Source organism: Paraburkholderia youngii, from assembly GCF_013366925.1.
In the GTDB taxonomy this organism is placed as follows: Bacteria; Pseudomonadota; Gammaproteobacteria; order Burkholderiales; family Burkholderiaceae; genus Paraburkholderia; species Paraburkholderia youngii.
On record NZ_JAALDK010000001.1, the window covers coordinates 1555709 to 1571768 of the forward strand.

The following is a 16060-nucleotide window of genomic DNA, read 5'->3' on the forward strand; positions in this document are numbered from 1 at the left end:
AACACGTGAGACTAGTGCACGGTCAGATTACAACCAGGAGACATTCGTGAGTGGACGACTGCAGGGCAAGGTTGCCATCGTGGTGGGCGCCGGGCAGTTCCCGGGCCAAAGTGTAGGAACGGGCAGAGCAACAGCCCTGCGATTCATGCAGGAAGGTGCAACCGTGTTGGCTGTCGACCGTAATCTCGATTCCGCCCGCGAGACGATCCAACTCGCCGGCGATACGGTCGGAAGCTCGGAAGCATTCGAATCGAACGTGACGGTCTCGGAAAGTCTTAAAGCGGCTGCCGAATTCGCGGTGGCGCGGTGGGGGCGTATCGACATCCTGTTTTACAACGTAGGTGTTTCAATCGCGGGTGGAGACCGCCCCATCGACGAGATCACCGATGACGTCTTCGATCGCATCACCAGCATTAACCTGCGCGGCGCCGTGATGGCTGCCAAATATGTCGTGCCGATCATGCGTCAGCAACAGTCGGGCGTGGTCATCAACGTGGCGTCCGTGTCTGCCATCGAGACAACGCGGCCGAACATTACCTACCGAACCAGCAAGGCCGGCCTGATTGCATTCACGCAGCAACTGGCCATCCAACATGCTGAGCATGGCATCAGGGCAAACGCGATCCTGCCAGGTGTCATCGACACGCCGATGTCCGTCGACCAGCGGGTGAAACTCCTCGGCGGCTCACGAGAGGAATTGGTGGCCAGGCGCAGCCGGGAGGTGCCTTTGCGCGGGCAGCAGGGAACTGGCTGGGACGTAGCCAATGCGGCAGTCTTCCTCGCCTCCGACGAGGCTTCTTTCATAACTGGCGTCAGCCTGCCCGTGGACGGCGGCATGCTCATGCGGATCGGCTACTGAAACAGCGGAAAATCAATATGACAAACGACCGAAATCTCGACGGCACAGGCGACGCAGCAGGAGGCTCGGCCAACATTGACGGCGCCGCAGATTTAGACGGCATCTTCAGCAGCCCGGCGGTAGTAAAGAAGCTTCGAACTATCGCGCCGTCGAACTACTCAGCGGCTCAGCGTTTCTGGCAATCGGCGCAAACGGCTCCAGCGCTGACCCCGCGCGTGAAGGAGCTAATCCTTCTGGCACTGCACGCAACCTCAACGGCGCTCGATAGCGATGGAGTTCGACGGCACGCCGATCGGGCGGTCGCGGCAGGCGCTTCCGAGCAGGACATATTCGACGTTCTGCTGACGATCGTCGGCATCGCTAACCACGCGCTGTACTTCGCGGTGCCGGTGTTGATGCGCGAATTGCGGTCGCTTGGCCACCCCGATGCTGAGCTTCCGCCGATTACTGCCGAATCGGAGACCGTCAAAGAAGAATTCATCCGCGCGCGCGGCTTTTGGAACGACCAGCGCGATGTCATTGTCAGGGCGATGCCGGACTATTTCACCGCTCTCGCACAGTTATCTGCCGAGCCCTGGACGAACGGTTCACTAACGGACAAAGAACGTGAACTTGTCTGCATCGGCATCGACTGCACGGTGACTCACATGTACGAACCGGGGCTGGTCATTCACATCCGAGGAGCCCTGAAGCAGGGAGCAACCCGGGCCGAGATTCTCGAGGTTTTCCATCTCGCTGCGATGACCGGCCTGTCTGGATACATCCTTGGCGCCGAGGCGCTTTACGGTCACGACAACCCTCGACAGTAACTCGGAGCCCGTTCGAAATCGGCTTAAAGACGCCATTTTGTTTTCCGTATAGCGGCGCCGGCGGACTTTCGGCGCAGGCAGCAAAGACGCCTTTCAAGCAAAGGAGCGGCAGCTTCTCGGCGCTCCGACGCCGGCCGTGCGCCGAGCAGTGATGCCGTTTCAACCGGCTTGACAGCCTGTCTTGTACCGGGAGACGCGGCTGTGCTCAGTTCCGTCAAGCGCGCCCGGAAATCGATAGGATTGATATTAGGATAGCCTTGGTGATGCGCATCGCGTCCGCCCCCGGGGGAGATCAGGTCGGGCGAAGGCATTCGCTCGGCCTGATTCACCCGACAATTTCTCCGCCTTCCAGGAATTGAGCCCCGAGCCGTTTGGATGATATTGGGCACCTTTAGATCGTTTGACAGTGGCCGACAGGTATTAGCCACGCAAGGAGCCTTTCTCACTTTTGCGTCCGGGGCAACGTTCCTTACCGTGCGGCCGCCTGTTATCCGCCGCCGCCCGGTCCTAGAATGAATTCAGGACAGAACACTGCTCGCAAGACCAGGACCGGCACTTCAACTTCGGCTTATCGGACCTGGTGTCGGAAGTCGCAAATACATCGGGCGTTCGTTTCCAGCCAATGAGCCTTCACGCAGCTTATGCACTTGATATGGGCTCAAGAAAGTACCCGCCACTCATTTAGTGCGCGGCATGCTTCAGACATCCCCGGCCGCGTCTGGATGCCAATTCAAAACGGGCGTCAATGAAAAACGCCGCAAAACAGGATCAAACAGGAGACATCCTAGTGAAATTCAGTGAAGCTGTGCGCAAAATTGGCGCCATTTCCATTGGGAATCTTGGTGAGATCTACGATTTCACTGTATTTGGACTGTCGGTCCCATTCCTGGCGAAACACTTTTTTCCAGTGGGGCAGCCCCTAGCGGCAATCCTGAGTACATTCGCTGTATATCCAGTCGCCTTCGGCGCGCGGCCATTCGGCGGCGTCCTGTTTGGCTATTTGATGGACCGGGTCGGACGGGTCCGAGTGCTCGTGATCACAATATGGTTGATGGCTGCTGGTACGGCATCTATCGGGTTGCTCCCAACATACGACACGATCGGAATTGCAGCGCCGATTTTGCTCGTAGCTGCGAGGTTCGCGCAAGGGCTGGCGATGGGCGGTGAATTTACCGGAAGCATGATTTACATCGTGGAATCGGCGCCTCAAGGGCGTAGAGGCCAATGGGTGGGCATTGCGTTCACCTTCGCGACGCTCCCCTTGGCCATTGCGACAGCGATCCTTCTCGGATTTCAAAGCTTGATCGGCAAAGCGGACTATCTCGAGTGGGGTTGGAGAATCCCGTTCCTCTTCGGCGGGCTGATCGGTATATTCGGATTTGTGATGCGTAAAGGTTTGGACGATCCTGCTGAATACGAGTTGGCGCGCAAGAGTGCAGTGTTTGAAGACAAGTATCGAGGCTTGACGCGGTCAGCAAGAAAGTCGATGCTTTATGTTGCGATGCTCATGCCTATCCAGGCTGTGGCTGCGTACCTTCTCCTCGGCTTCATGTACACCTTCCTCATGAGGCAGGTTGGACTAGACTCAAAAACTGCGCTACTTGCAAATGGCGCCGGCATATTGACGTACTCCTTGCTTGGCGCTGCTGCGGGAACACTTAGCGATCGTTTCGGACGTAAAAGGTTGCTGACAGCTGGCGCTCTGTGGATAGCATTGGTCGCTTACCCGTCCGTCTGGTTGGCCGCCAATGGTTCTCTACCTTGGGTGGTGCTCGGCCAGATCGCAATTGGAATCGGTATCGGTCTGTATGGAGCCACGTGCACCGTCACAAGTACAGAGTTGTTCCCGACGCAGTCTCGCGCGACAGCGCACGCGCTTGCATACCAGATTACGGTTGCGATCCTTGGCGGCACCACTCCGCTAATGTGTGCCTGGCTGATTAGCGCGTTAAATACACCGCTCGCGCCAGGATGGTACGTCACTGGATTTGCGGTAGTAAATCTGTTGCTGATTCAGTTCCTGCCCGAGACAAAGGACGTCTTGCTTAGCCGATCGGTCTGCGACGATGGGCACGAGTCAGGGTTGCACGGCATTCCGGAACGACGCACCCCCGGCACTCTTCGAACCTAATGTCCTGTAATAAGAAAACTGGTCGACGCGTACAGCCGGCTGCTCGCGGTGACAGTGATTGGGTCTTCATCCGACCGTGTCCAATCAATGCCCTGTCTGATATGAAGTGAGCAACATCCCCACTACTCATTTTGAAACCGCTTCTAGAAGAATGATGAAGTCGAAACAAATGGAGAAGGGAATGGGAAATAGCAGGACGATCACTGAGGACAATGATCCAAGATTGCTTATCGCCAGACCCTGAGCGAGGCTTCAGAGTCAGCCACTATTGGCGATCGAGGATTGGGCATTACGTTTGCGTTGTCGCAGACAATGGAACAGGCTCGAAGGCGATGTTCCTTTATCGTCACCGAGATGGAGTCTGGTGCATCTTTCCACCAGAACCAAAAAGACCTGTTATGCGGATTCCGGAACATTGTTAATTAAGAATGCGGAAGTCGATGAACCATCAACACATCTAACCGATGCTAAATTGCGACGATGCCGTCTGGTCGGATGGAATCGTGCACTGCTATTGAACAGGCCACCGGAGTTTGTCGGTGTACGCGCGTTCAGGTAGCCGACGCCGAGGACGAGAGGACGGTTGCTGTATCCGGCCCCCAGCGACCGGATCTGGTTTTCCGACATGTTGCCGGCGATGCCGTCGAAGCTGTACGTGCCACCGAGCGTTAGACCGTTGTAGTTCGCGCTTATGTACTTGACCGTGTTGTTGGTGCGGCATGTGTTGTTGAAGTTGTCCACGTCTTCCGGGTGAGCCGCGATGGCGCCACCCGCCTGGTCGCCTACTTCCAGCGGACCGACGTAGTCGACGACGGAGTCGTACTGGCTACCCAGCGTGACCATATCAAACTGGCTCGACATGCCGACGTAAGCCTGACGGCTGAACATGAGGTCGCCTTGAGCCAGCTTGCCGGCGTTCACGTCAAAACCGTTCTCGATCACGAAGATAGCTTTCACGCCACCGCTGAGGTCTTCCGTGCCGCGCAGAAGGAAACGGCTGCACTACAGCACGCCGCTCGACACGTTATACAAGTGGTGGCCATCTGCATTCGCATTGATGTTGAAACCTTCATCAATGAAGCCGTAAAGGGTCACTCTGCTCTGCGGGTGAGCCACGCCTGAAGATGTGCCCAATGCTGTCAGAGCGAGAAGCGACTTTTGCATCGAATGATCTCCGTAGGATTGTTTCTAGGTTCACTGTTTTGGTGCAACTCTAACCGCGGATATCCGCTACGAGTGCGGCATATCCGTTACCAGTGCCTTCTCCTTGCGCTGCAACTCCTCCTCGAGTTGCTTGATGTGCGCTGGATGTGTTCAGCCGCGAGATTGTGGGCCCCGGAGTGCAGGAAGCGGAATCTGCAGAACTTGCCGCGTTGCTTATGCGGCGCACGCGTCCGGCAAAGGGGCTGGCGGGACGTCCTCTGGTGCTGCACTCGGACAACAGTAGCGCGATGAAGGGTGCGACGATGCTCGCCACGCTCCAGAACCTGGGCGTGATGGCTTCGTTCAACCGACCACGCGTGAGTAACGACAACCCGTACGCCGAGAGCGCTGGTCCGCACGTGCACGTACCGGCCCGACTACCCGCGCAAGGCGTTCGCGAGTCTCGACGAGGCTCGTGCCTGGACGCAGCAGTTCGTTCGTTGGTACAACCACGAGTACAAACACAATGGCTTGAAATTCGTCACGCCGGCGCAGCGTCAAAGCGGCGTCGCTACCGAAGTGTTGACGCAGCGGGAAGTCGTCTATGCGCAGGCCATGGCACCATGGCGCACAACCATCAACGGTGGTTTCGCTCGATCCGTAATTGGGAATTGAAGGACGAAGTCTGGCTCAATCCGGAGCGAATGCCTCGGACCGAATTAAAGCAGTGTGCGTGAAGTGACGCGGCAACTACGTTGACAAAGACCGCTATAAATTTTCGAAAGTATCAATTGTTAGCGGCGCTAGCGCGCCGCCCACTCTACTACCCTCTCTTCGCGTCATACTCTTTCAAGCTCGACAAGGATAAGATAATAACGGCTGCGATGACATTCATCGTTGCAAGAAAGTACAGCCCTCCGGAGAAACTACCGGTTGCGTCTTTTACGAGACCCATCACCCAAGGTCCCGCGAAACCACCCAAAGCTCCAACACAACTGATAATGGCTATCGCTCCAGCGATCGCAGTACCGCTCAGAAACGTCGATGGAAGTGTCCAGAATGCCGAAACACAGCCATACGCGCCGAATGCCACAAAGCTGAAGGCTACCATTTTCACTTCGAGCGTCTGCGTGGTCGCAGCCGCGATCAGAGCGACAGCCGCCACGAACAGCGGAACGGCGGTATGCAACCGACGTTCTTTCTTGGCATCAGACCGACGGCCGAGCCAGACAATGCCAGCGCATCCAGCGATGTACGGGATGGTGGACACCAGCCCCGTGCGGAAGTTGTTCAAGCCGAAGTGCTTCACAATCTGTGGAAGGAAGAAGCCAACGCCGAACACGGTCAAAACAATGCTGAAATGGACAAGGGCCAGAAGGAGGATCCGCGGTTCCAGCATCGCCTGCAGTACAGAGTACTGGCGGACATCCATGCGTCGCTTTTCTTCCGCGGCCAGCGTGAAGGTAAGCCAGTCCTTTTCGTCCGAGGGCAGCCATTTCGCACTTTTCGGGTTGTCTGGCAGCCTGGAAAGAACGAGCCCCGCGAGGAGTATTGCGGGCACCGCTTCGAGAATGAACATCCACTGCCAGCCACGTAATCCGAGAAACCCATCGAGACCGAGAAGAGCACTTGAGATTGGACCGCCAATGAGGAACGCCATAGGGCCAGCGACTTGCAGGTAACTAATCACACGGCCGCGATACGCGGCAGGAAACCATGTGGTCAAGTAGTAAAGCATTGCGGGGAAAAAACCGGCCTCCGCCGCCCCGAGTAGCGCCCGCATGGCGTAAAAACTATTCGCTCCCTTGACGAAAGCCATTCCCGCCGCGACGACGCCCCACGTGAACATGATACGCGCGACCCACCGACGAACTCCGAAACGGGTCATCAAAATATTTGAGGGAACTTCCATGGAAAAATACATCAGGAAGAACAGCCCCGCTCCGAATCCAAATTGAGACGCGGTGATCCCGATGTCTTTGTTCATCTGGAGCGCAGCAATGCCGATGTTGGTTCTGTCCAGGTATGCAATGAAATAGCAGAGGAGGATGAATGGAACGAGCCTTTTTGTTGCCCTCCCAATCGTTCGCCGTTCGAGAGATTCATCGGAACGTCCAATTGCATTGACGCTGCTTTCATCTTCATCACTCGTCTTGCTTTGTTCGAGCGTCTGCATATTTTCGTCTCCTTACTATAGTTGAGCGGCTTTGTCCGCGCCTACTGCCGGCGAAGTGGAATTTTCTAAGCATCTCCCTGCCTTTGTCATGAGCCTCAATTGCAAGGCGAGGTAAACTTGACTGAGAACACCGCGATAGTCTCTACCTTGATGTTCAAACATCGACTCGGCGCTCAGAATGTAATCCTCCATACGGGGAAGCGTGGGCCGGCGACGGAGCGCAAACGAGCATTGCGCTCAATGGGAAGCACGTTGGCACAGTGAAGACAGGAAACACTGATCCACACTTTCGGAATGGCACCAACAAGAGACCTCACCCGAAACTCTCAGTCCGTACTCCACCCGCTCGGCGCCGGCACTGAACACGGTCCTTCCACGCCGACGCTGGAGAAGTCGGCTGGGCCAACTACCTCGAGATATTCCATGTCCGGCGAATAGTCGAATAGAAAGTGTCGGATTCCCGGACGTTGATGTACGCAATCACCCGCGGACACTAAAGTCTCTTGCCCCTCGTACATGAATTTCGCCCAGCCCTTGAGCATGTACACGATGTGAAACTCGGCATTGTGAACGTGCCATCCGGTTCCCGCTTCGGGTTCGGCGTTCGCGCGGACGAGATGTGCTACAACTTTTCCTTCCGTAGCCGTGGCGATTCCAAGGTCACGATAAACGAAAAAGTCCCGCAGGCCGCCGCTTTTGAACGCCGTGTCGCCGGGGTGCACGTGAGAGAAGTGAGTTGTCGCAGTCATGTTTTTGCACCATCAGAGTCTATAAACTTCGCGTGGTCAACGCAAGCTGCAGCCGACCAGGAGGGTCAAGAGCTGGCGATTCGGTAAATTCGTTACCTGATCTCTTCTTCTGGCGTTATACCGAGTGCTACGAGAAAGCGCGCGACCATGTTGTAGGTCGAAATTGACGCTGGAATTTCCACGAGGTCTTGCGTGTTGAAACGTTGTCGCAGAGTCTCGAAAAAAGCATCATCGACTTGTACATTGCGCGTCATCTGTTCCGCATAGCGAACAACCAGCGCTTCGTCCTCGTCCATTCCCTGAAGCGCATCAATGTTGTTCCGTTCAAGATATGCCTTCAATGATTCGAGTTCTTCCTGCGCTCCACCGGCAGCCAGGAAGTCTGGTGCATGGTGATGATATTCGTAGCGGGCACCGGTAATTAGCGCGACGGTGCAAATGCCCAGCTCCCGGAGCTTCCGGCTGACCCCAAGCTCAGTGCGCACCCCCTTCAGATACACGTTCCAGGCGCGGGCCAGCGGTTCACTCCAAAGCAGAGCGCGATCAAGGTCTATCAGCTTGCCACCACGGCGCTCAACGATCGCCTCGACGAGTTCAGCTGGTTGTGCCTGTTGTTCTATGGTCCACTTTGAGATACGCATAAGGTCAATACTCAGTTTCAAAATGTTGTTGAGGGTGAAGGAACGCCATGTCGCTTTTCAATCTCTTGGAATTGCCTGAGGCCGCCGAGGGCGGTGAACTCGTTGAAGCTCGCGCACCGATCTACTACTCCAGCGACTGCCCCAGTCGACTTCATCTCTGTCAGCACTTCTCTCATCGCATTAATCGCTGCGAGTGTGGCGAAGTTGGGAACCAACATGAGCCTGAAGCCCAACGCGCCACATCATCCACGAACAGGATCGGGGTCTTTTCGCTCGACGCCAGGTTGGACACACGCTTTCCAGGCAGACGTCTTCGGATCTCGGCAATCTCATCAATCGAGCGCGGCGACTCTACGAAGAGCGTGTCAGCGGCCGCCTGCACGCCGGCGCTTAAAAGGGCACCATCACGGGGCCAACAACTCGCGCAAGTTTTTGGCAGGTGGTCTGATTCGGCGGCTCACAAAAGACTCCAGCCACCGCGTCACGCTCTCCGCAGGCGTCAATGCTCGAGCCTCCCGCAGCTGCGTTTCCGTCGTCGCGTCGTACATTTCCAATCGTCTCCAGTTCACTAAGGAAAGCTTCCGAGGCAGGGTTGCGTGAAGCGTTCTGACAGAAACAATTCTAGAAATCTGCCATCGATTAAACTAGACGCCCCAGCGCCAAGCATCATTGCCTTAAAAGCAAAGATTCGTGACCTCATTCCTAACCTGCAACGGACGACGGCCATACCGTTCTCGCGAAGGATTTGCGTTGCCGAAAACCGCAGATTTGGTGCTGACGCTCAACGTTGTGATGGGCAATCGACCCGGTTGGCAGGAACTCACGGAACGCTAAAACGACCGCAGGGAATGCTCGAGAGCATCAAGTGGAAAGCAGAGTAAAATCCACCTGATACACAACTCACTCAGCGGCTACGCGCCTGTGCGAGCCGACGTCATTCCATGCCTCTCGAAAGCTTCCGCGTTGCTGGCCTCCAGTGTGGCGCGCCTGTCAACACGCGCAACGAGTTGTCATCGACGACTGCTCCAAAAGACGCGGGTGCATGTCGAAGCAAACTTATACCTAACTGACGCGCCCTGGACACCGCATCTACGATGATTATCGCTGCGCCCTTCGCCCCGATCATCAGAGACGGTGCGTTCGTGTGGCCAGAGGTGACGTGCGGCATGATCGACGCATCCACTACCTTCAATCCATCCACCACCCTCACGCGAAGCCTTTCATCCACGACTGACATTGCATCATTGCCCATTCTGCACGTGCTCGTCTGGTGCGACGCAGTGTTGCATGTCTTCCGCATGAATTCGAGCCAGTGATCGTCGGTCCGAATCGCCTTGCCGGGAAGTCGCTCGTCTATGACGCGGGAGGCCATCGGTTTCATGGCCATGATCATCCGAATCTGCCTTAGAAACCTTAACAAAATGAACAAAGGGGCTGTTTACTCTCGATGAATCCTGTTAACCTTTTCATTGTTTCGACGACGAAAAGGACATGGCTAAACCCATACTCGACGACGAACTTTGGGCACTCATTGAACCGTTACTGCCCCCTCCCAAACCAAGGCGAAGCCGTTATCCTGGGCGCAGGCCGCTCGATGATCGTGCGCTGCTCACTGGCATCCTATTCATCCTTCAGACAGGCCTGCGCTGGGACCTGCTGCCACGCGAGATGGGCTGCGGCAGCGGCATGAGTTGCTGGCGCCGTCTGCGGGACTGGCAGGCTGCTGGCGTCTGGGACCGACTGCATGAAGTCCTGCTCGCCAGGCTGCGCGCGGCTGACCAGATTGACTGGTCGCGTGTCGTCGTCGATTCCTCCTCGATCCGCGCCGTGGGCGCAGGTCAAAAACGGGACCGAATCCCACGGACCGCGCGCGACCCGGTTCAAAGCACCACCTCATCACCGAAGCGCAGGGCATCCCGCTCGCGGTAATTCTCACGGGCGCCAACCGTAACGATGTTACCCAGCTTCACCCACTGGTTGACGCCATCCCACCCATTGCTGGCAAGCGTGGCCGGCCGCTTTCGAAGCCCCGCATTGTTCAAGGCGATCGGGGCTACGATCACGACAAATACCGCCGTCCGCTACACGCAGCCGGCATCGCGACTGAAATCGCCCGACGCGGCGAGCCCCACGGCAGCGGACTGGGCAAAACACGCTGGGTGGTCGAGCGCACCATTTCGTGGCTTCATAACTTTCGACGACTGCGCATCCGCTTCGAACGTCTTGCATTCATCCATGAAGCCTTCATGAAAATTGCCTGCTGCATCATCTGCTGGCGAAAGCTGAAGAACTCATTTTGTTAACGCCTCTTAGGCCGCTTACCATCGCGCGAACAACCTCCTCGTCCGTCAGGAAATACGGGTTGAAGATGGGGACCTCAGCAACATTGCTCGAGCGCAGGGTAACCTTGCCCATCGTTCTTGGGCGCCGTATGAATGCCGATACCCCGACGGCCCGGATCTTTGTCTACCTTGACATGTCCGTCCGCATGAAAGATGAAAGTCATCGGTCGGAAGCAGATCTGAATGTGAGCACAATCAACCTCCGGCCTGCTCTTGACGAAGGCAGCTACCTGGGATTTTCCCAACACCATATACCCACCGCGCGCCATAAGATACCGTGAACCCTCAAGGTTAATGTCGTCGGTTCCCGGGATCCCGAATCTTCTGGACGCTTCGATGAAGTCGTAGGAGCTCACTTCCTTGACGGCAGGGTCGCTAATCCACTAAGGTCCCCCAACCCCTCGATACTTATTCGCTCCACGCTCATTGTGTTCAATTTCTCTAAAAAACGGTAAGACATCCTCATAGCCCTAGCCGGGTCATCCCAGCCTTTGCCAGTTATCGAAGTCATCAGGATGACCACGGATGTATATCATCCCGTTGATCGAGCTTGATCCACCAATCCTTTTCCGCGAGATCAGTACATCTTTCGTCCGTCTAACGCGGGCATTGGCTCGGTAAAGAGTTCCAATTGAGCTCTTTGTCGTAACAGCTTCGCGACGCTAGCAGGTGTGTGAACCCAGAATCTGTCGGATTTCGGCGCCGCTTCGAGGAGCAGCATCTTGGTCCCAGAACCTTCTGATAGACGGTTTGCCAAGACGCAGCCTGCCTTTGCGCCGTAAGCAATGGTCCTTACCAAAGGGCGATCTAGTGCGCAGTCTGACGCGTCTTTAGAATGGGATCGTCGCTTCCCACGCATTTGCTGCCTTTGAATGTGTGTAATTCACAGACAAGAGGGGGACGTCTAGCCTCTGCTGCTCAGATCGTCATTGTCGCTACCATGCACTTCGTAGTGCTACACATTATTGAATGTTTATCAGCTGATGATAAGAGGACGAGGCGGCACTTGACATTGTGGAAAGCGCACCAAGTACTGGGCACATTCGTCTCGGCCGGCAGTGCCGCGGTACTAACGCTCGCTGCGGCAACATTTCATTTTCATATAACAGAATGGCGATGACGGACCACCGCCGTTGGAATTGATCTTTACCCCTCCGCCGTAGGCGGTTTGAACGGCTTAAATGTTCTCACTATAAATTAGTAGTGTGAATTACCTTTCCAAAGGAAATTTGTTCGCCTCGGTTTATACGTTTAACTTCGGAAACTTTTGTTGATTAATGGTGTCCAGCGTGAATTTTATAAAAACGAGGAAGAGGTCTTGAAGATCGATAAAAAATAACGGCAAGAAATAAATTTGGTTTTTATAAATCAATGGAGATTGAGTCATGAGAAAGCTGTATTGTGTAGGGGTCGGGTTGGTCTTCGGCATGACAAGCGGAATTGCGCTCGCCCAAAGCAGTGTTACCCTTTACGGTATCGTCGACGAAGGCCTCAATATCAATACCAACTCAGATGGTCACCGGCAATACTACCTCTATAGTGGTGTGATCCAAGGCAGTCGATTTGGTCTGAAAGGGACCGAAGATCTGGGCGGAGGACTTTCTGCAATATTCACAATCGAAAACGGCTTCGACGTCAATAGCGGGAAGCTTGGGCAAGGCGGCCTAATGTTCGGTCGGCAAGCTTATGTGGGGCTGTCGAGTCCATACGGCACCTTAACGCTGGGTCGCCAGTACGATTCGGTCGTCGACTATGTCGGTCCTCTTGGGGCGGGCGAACAATGGGGAGGCACATATGTCGCGCATCCAAGCGATACCGACAACTTGAACAATACTGCGCGGACGAACAACGCTATCAAATACACCAGCGCCAATTATGGCGGGCTGCGCTTTGGCGGGGTGTACGCTTTGGGTGGCGTTGCTGGAAATGTCACCCGCAATCAGATCTGGTCGCTGGGCGCTGGCTACTCGAACGGTCCGCTGACGTTAGGCATTGGATATCTGAACGTACGCAACCCGAATACTTCTTTTTATGGTGCTGGCGGTACTGTCGCGCCTACGGTAAACGGCGTTCCAGGATCGAATTTCGGCGCGTCGCCCACGATCTCAGGATACGCGTCAGCCCATACACAGCAGGTCTTCGCGGCAGGTGCGGCATACGGCATCGGGGCAGCAACGGTTGGGGTGGTCTATTCAAACGTCAAATTTATGTCGTTAGGTGACAGAACGTCAGGTCCAGTTCCGGCGGGCGGCATTAGCGGAACTGCGACGTTCAACAACGCGGAGCTGAACTTTAAATATCAGATTACCCCGGCACTGCTGGCTGGTGCTTCGTATGTCTACACAAGGAATAGTGGCGCAAATGGCGTGGAAGGCGCGACGTATAACCAGGGTTCGCTTGGCGTCGACTACTTCCTGTCGAAGCGAACAGATGTGTACGCAATCGGAGTGTATCAAAAGGCAAGCGGCGCCTCCTCGACTGGCAATGCCGCCGTCGCGTCAATTAATGGCATCACGCCATCGAGCAACGATCGACAGGCTGTATTCCGGGTGGCAATACGTCACAAGTTCTAGACAACTTCCCGGTGCGTCCTTCTATTTCTGGACATTGTTCGAGGAGCCGGGAAGATTGAGCGATCCGATCTCCTCCGGGCGGACGTAGTACTCTTCCATTCGATCTTGTCTCGCGAGATTGCTTAAGAAGCGACGTACAATGTGGAGATGTCATGCGTCGAAATGCGAACTTGATTTAAGAGGGAAAGCCCGTTCCGGTGGCCGAAGTCATAGAAAGAGCTTCATGGCAATCTTCTTTTGATGGATAAACCATCGACGCTTACTCCGGAATACACGCCACCGATTCGGTGAGTACCGGGCTCACTTACCCTGACCATCCTCTCCCTGACGACTATATCACGCGGTGTAGCGCCGCCCGATGGTCTCGCGTCATCACTGATCGTTGCGCTCGCGCGTTGGTCGGGTGACGCGTGACGAAAGTCTGCCGAGTTTCATCCGATGACTTTCCAGCCGCTGACGTTGTTGCGAAGGCCACGGGCAACTCGCCGGACTGCCCTTTCTGACAAACGGCTGCCGTTACGGGGCGTGGCAACTCTACAGATCGCGCAGCAGGTCCAGACTTTCCCTTGGCGGAGGCGACCCGATGAGCATTTGTCGAGACCTGAGCCGCCTCATCGAGCCGGAAAAACGCAATCGCTTCGTTCAGCAGCCGGCCCTGATCCATCCGGCGACTTCGAAGCCGCAGCGGCTTGCTCGACCAACGCCGCGTTCTGTTGCGTAATTTCGTCCATCTGCGTGATCGCCTGGTTGACCCGCTCGATTCCCAGCTCTGCTCGGTCGATGCCGCTCCAATTTCCCCCATGATGTCGGTCACGCGTGCTACGGCCCGCGTCACTTCCGTCATCGTCTTGCCAGCGTCGCCTGCCGCCGAGCCCTCGTGGATCTTCTGCACCGATGCACCGATCAGCTCCTTGATTTCCTTAGCCGCGCTCGATGAGCGCTGTGCAAGCGAGCGTACTTCGCTCGCAACTACAGCAAATCCACGGCCTTGTTCGCCGGGGCGTGCCACCTCGACCGCTGCGTTCAACGCAAGAATGTTGGCCTGGAAAGCGATGCCTTCGATGAGTCCGGTGATATCGGCGATCTTCGACGAGCTGTCACTGATCTCGGTCATTGTGGTCACCACCTGACCGACAAAGTCGTTGCCGTCTCCTTGGCTGTCACTGGTCGCCAGTTTCACATCGAGCCCGGGTGAGTCCATGTCTTTAGTTGACTCACCTCGCACCTTTTTCAAGCGCTATGCCAACGCAGATCACGCACACGTGCTTGTTGCGGGCGTCTGCTGTGAAAGCGAACAAGTGATCGTGCGCGCGGTGACGGCGGTCCATTGCCTCTGTCGACGCCGAGAACACGCTGTCTGAGGCAAATACACTCCTCCGTTTGCCATAAGACGATTTGCCCTTGCCACTTACGGAAGAGCAGGCGGCTTCCATGCAGACTCATCGGGCTACGCGGTGCTGACGAAGCAGCTTGACAGCGACGCCAGCGGTGCAAACGACGGTCATCGCGCTAACCAGAAAAACTGCACGCAAGCCCGCGTGCCCACCCACCCATCCGAGCGCCGGACTGCCCGCGGCCATCGCCAGATCGAGGAATGCTGTATAGAGGCCCATCACCATCCCGCGATTTCTAGCCGATGCACCCCTCACTGCCTCAACGCCGAGTCCGGGATAGACGAGTGAATAGCCGAGACCGGCAAGCGCGGCTCCCGCGGACGCGAGGAGAGCCGTCCCGGCAACTCCCATCAGCAGCATACCGGTCGCTTGGACTATCACGAATATTAAAGCGACTCTCGCACCGCCGAACCGGTCAGGAAGATGACCCGCGATCACGCGCGCACCGATAAGTGCGACACCAAAGGCAGTGAAAGCCATCCAAACCGGCTGCCACTGCCTCTCGGTATAGAGGAGCGAACTGAACGCGAGGATCGTGCAGTAGCCGATACTGGCCAGCGCTGCGCCCAGCCCCGGTAGCCAGACGGCTCCGATGATTGTGCCGAAGGGCGCATGGTCCGTGTGGGCGTGCGGCGCCACTGCCGGCATCCGGAACAAGAGCGCGAGTACGATCAGCGGCAGCAGCACCGTGATCAACGCTATCGCGACAAATCCGAACAATGTGTACAGGGTGGCTCCAATCGGGCTACCCAGCGCCAATGCCGCGAACATCGCTGTCCCCACCCAGGCGATCACTTTCCCGGCGTGTCGCTTGTCGACGAGGCCGAGGCCCCACGCGACGGCACCGGTGATGATGAAGCTTTCCGCCCCGCCGAGCACCGCGCGCCCGATCAGCAGGATCGCGACGGATAGCGCCGGGACCGTAACGAAGGCGAGCGACAACAAATAGAGCAGCCCTGCCGCTGACGCTGCAATCAGACCGGCGAACACGCCGCGCTTGGCGCCGCGTCTATCGGAATAGGACCCGGCCCAGACACGCGAGACGAGCGAAGCGGCGAACTGCGCGCCCGCCACCAGGCCAACTACGAAGGTCCCGAAGCCAAGACGGTGGCTCACGTGTAAAGGAAGACCCGGAAGCGCAATGCCTATGATCGCGAAGCCGACGAGCACGGCGGTCATTACCGGCATCAGCGTAGCGACAACAGAACCTTCGGCCGCGCTCGCCAGAGGTGTATGGGACATA

General features: G+C 56.4%; 11 protein-coding genes and 3 pseudogenes. 6 read left to right on the plus strand and 8 right to left on the minus strand.

Annotated features, from left to right (window positions below):
* Window positions 1-46 precede the first annotated feature (46 nt).
* From G5S42_RS07145 to G5S42_RS07155, 3 genes are all read left to right on the plus strand, one after another.
* On the plus strand, window positions 47-859 hold the full coding sequence (locus tag G5S42_RS07145) for an SDR family NAD(P)-dependent oxidoreductase (RefSeq protein ID WP_176106140.1): 813 nt from the start codon (window positions 47-49) through the stop codon (window positions 857-859).
* 17 nt (window positions 860-876) lie between these two features.
* Window positions 877-1668, plus strand: a complete 792-nt coding sequence (locus G5S42_RS07150; protein ID WP_176106141.1) for a carboxymuconolactone decarboxylase family protein — start codon at window positions 877-879, stop codon at window positions 1666-1668.
* A gap of 745 nt (window positions 1669-2413) precedes the next feature.
* A complete protein-coding gene (locus tag G5S42_RS07155) occupies window positions 2414-3799 on the plus strand; it encodes an MFS transporter (protein WP_176106142.1) in 1386 nt (461 codons plus the stop codon).
* A gap of 507 nt (window positions 3800-4306) precedes the next feature.
* Here the strand turns inward: G5S42_RS07155 and G5S42_RS07160 are convergent.
* Window positions 4307-4963, minus strand: a pseudogene (locus tag G5S42_RS07160) (porin); the annotation flags it as partial.
* Window positions 4964-5103: 140 nt separating this feature from the next.
* On the opposite strand from G5S42_RS07160, the pseudogene G5S42_RS07165 reads away from it, so the two are divergent.
* Window positions 5104-5679, plus strand: a pseudogene (locus tag G5S42_RS07165) (transposase); the annotation flags it as partial.
* Between the two features lie 86 nt (window positions 5680-5765).
* Here G5S42_RS07165 and G5S42_RS07170 read toward each other — a convergent pair.
* From G5S42_RS07170 to G5S42_RS07185, 4 genes are all read right to left on the minus strand, one after another.
* On the minus strand, window positions 5766-7118 hold the full coding sequence (locus tag G5S42_RS07170) for an MFS transporter (protein ID WP_176106144.1): 1353 nt from the start codon (window positions 7116-7118) through the stop codon (window positions 5766-5768).
* Between the two features lie 326 nt (window positions 7119-7444).
* Window positions 7445-7867, minus strand: coding sequence for a cupin domain-containing protein (locus tag G5S42_RS07175; RefSeq protein ID WP_176106145.1), 423 nt, complete (start codon window positions 7865-7867; stop codon window positions 7445-7447).
* Window positions 7868-7959: 92 nt separating this feature from the next.
* Window positions 7960-8508 (minus strand): carboxymuconolactone decarboxylase family protein, encoded by a 549-nt coding sequence (locus G5S42_RS07180; protein WP_176106146.1) that lies wholly within the window; start codon window positions 8506-8508, stop codon window positions 7960-7962.
* A gap of 934 nt (window positions 8509-9442) precedes the next feature.
* Entirely contained in the window at window positions 9443-9901 is a 459-nt protein-coding gene (locus tag G5S42_RS07185) for a GMC oxidoreductase (RefSeq protein WP_176106147.1), read from the minus strand.
* 98 nt (window positions 9902-9999) lie between these two features.
* On the opposite strand from G5S42_RS07185, the gene G5S42_RS07190 reads away from it, so the two are divergent.
* A protein-coding gene (locus tag G5S42_RS07190; RefSeq protein WP_176105867.1) for an IS5 family transposase occupies window positions 10000-10811 on the plus strand; the annotation gives its coding sequence in 2 pieces (ribosomal slippage) (window positions 10000-10348 and window positions 10348-10811; 813 coding nt in all).
* A gap of 518 nt (window positions 10812-11329) precedes the next feature.
* Here G5S42_RS07190 and G5S42_RS45700 read toward each other — a convergent pair.
* The gene (locus G5S42_RS45700) at window positions 11330-11482 is read right to left on the minus strand and encodes a GMC family oxidoreductase N-terminal domain-containing protein (protein WP_176110400.1); all 153 of its coding nucleotides are present in this window, start codon (window positions 11480-11482) and stop codon (window positions 11330-11332) included.
* 753 nt (window positions 11483-12235) lie between these two features.
* Between G5S42_RS45700 and G5S42_RS07205 the strand changes: the two genes are divergently transcribed.
* A complete protein-coding gene (locus tag G5S42_RS07205) occupies window positions 12236-13423 on the plus strand; it encodes a porin (RefSeq protein ID WP_176106149.1) in 1188 nt (395 codons plus the stop codon).
* 331 nt (window positions 13424-13754) lie between these two features.
* Here the strand turns inward: G5S42_RS07205 and G5S42_RS07210 are convergent.
* Window positions 13755-14570 (minus strand): annotated as a pseudogene (locus tag G5S42_RS07210) (methyl-accepting chemotaxis protein); the annotation flags it as partial.
* 292 nt (window positions 14571-14862) lie between these two features.
* Window positions 14863-16059, minus strand: coding sequence for an arabinose transporter (locus tag G5S42_RS07215; protein WP_176106150.1), 1197 nt, complete (start codon window positions 16057-16059; stop codon window positions 14863-14865).
* Window position 16060: the final 1 nt, after the last annotated feature.

Bases quoted from the DNA above. Each gene is read 5' to 3' on its own strand.
- G5S42_RS07150 (WP_176106141.1), top strand. From the start codon at position 877: ATGACAAACGACCGAAATCTCGACGGCACAGGCGACGCAGCAGGAGGC.
- G5S42_RS07155 (WP_176106142.1), top strand. From the start codon at position 2,414: ATGAAAAACGCCGCAAAACAGGATCAAACAGGAGACATCCTAGTGAAA.
- G5S42_RS07170 (WP_176106144.1), bottom strand. From the start codon at position 7,118: ATGCAGACGCTCGAACAAAGCAAGACGAGTGATGAAGATGAAAGCAGC.
- G5S42_RS07175 (WP_176106145.1), bottom strand. From the start codon at position 7,867: ATGACTGCGACAACTCACTTCTCTCACGTGCACCCCGGCGACACGGCG.
- G5S42_RS07180 (WP_176106146.1), bottom strand. From the start codon at position 8,508: ATGCGTATCTCAAAGTGGACCATAGAACAACAGGCACAACCAGCTGAA.
- G5S42_RS07185 (WP_176106147.1), bottom strand. From the start codon at position 9,901: ATGATCATGGCCATGAAACCGATGGCCTCCCGCGTCATAGACGAGCGA.
- G5S42_RS07205 (WP_176106149.1), top strand. From the start codon at position 12,236: ATGAGAAAGCTGTATTGTGTAGGGGTCGGGTTGGTCTTCGGCATGACA.
- G5S42_RS07215 (WP_176106150.1), bottom strand. From the start codon at position 16,059: ATGTCCCATACACCTCTGGCGAGCGCGGCCGAAGGTTCTGTTGTCGCT.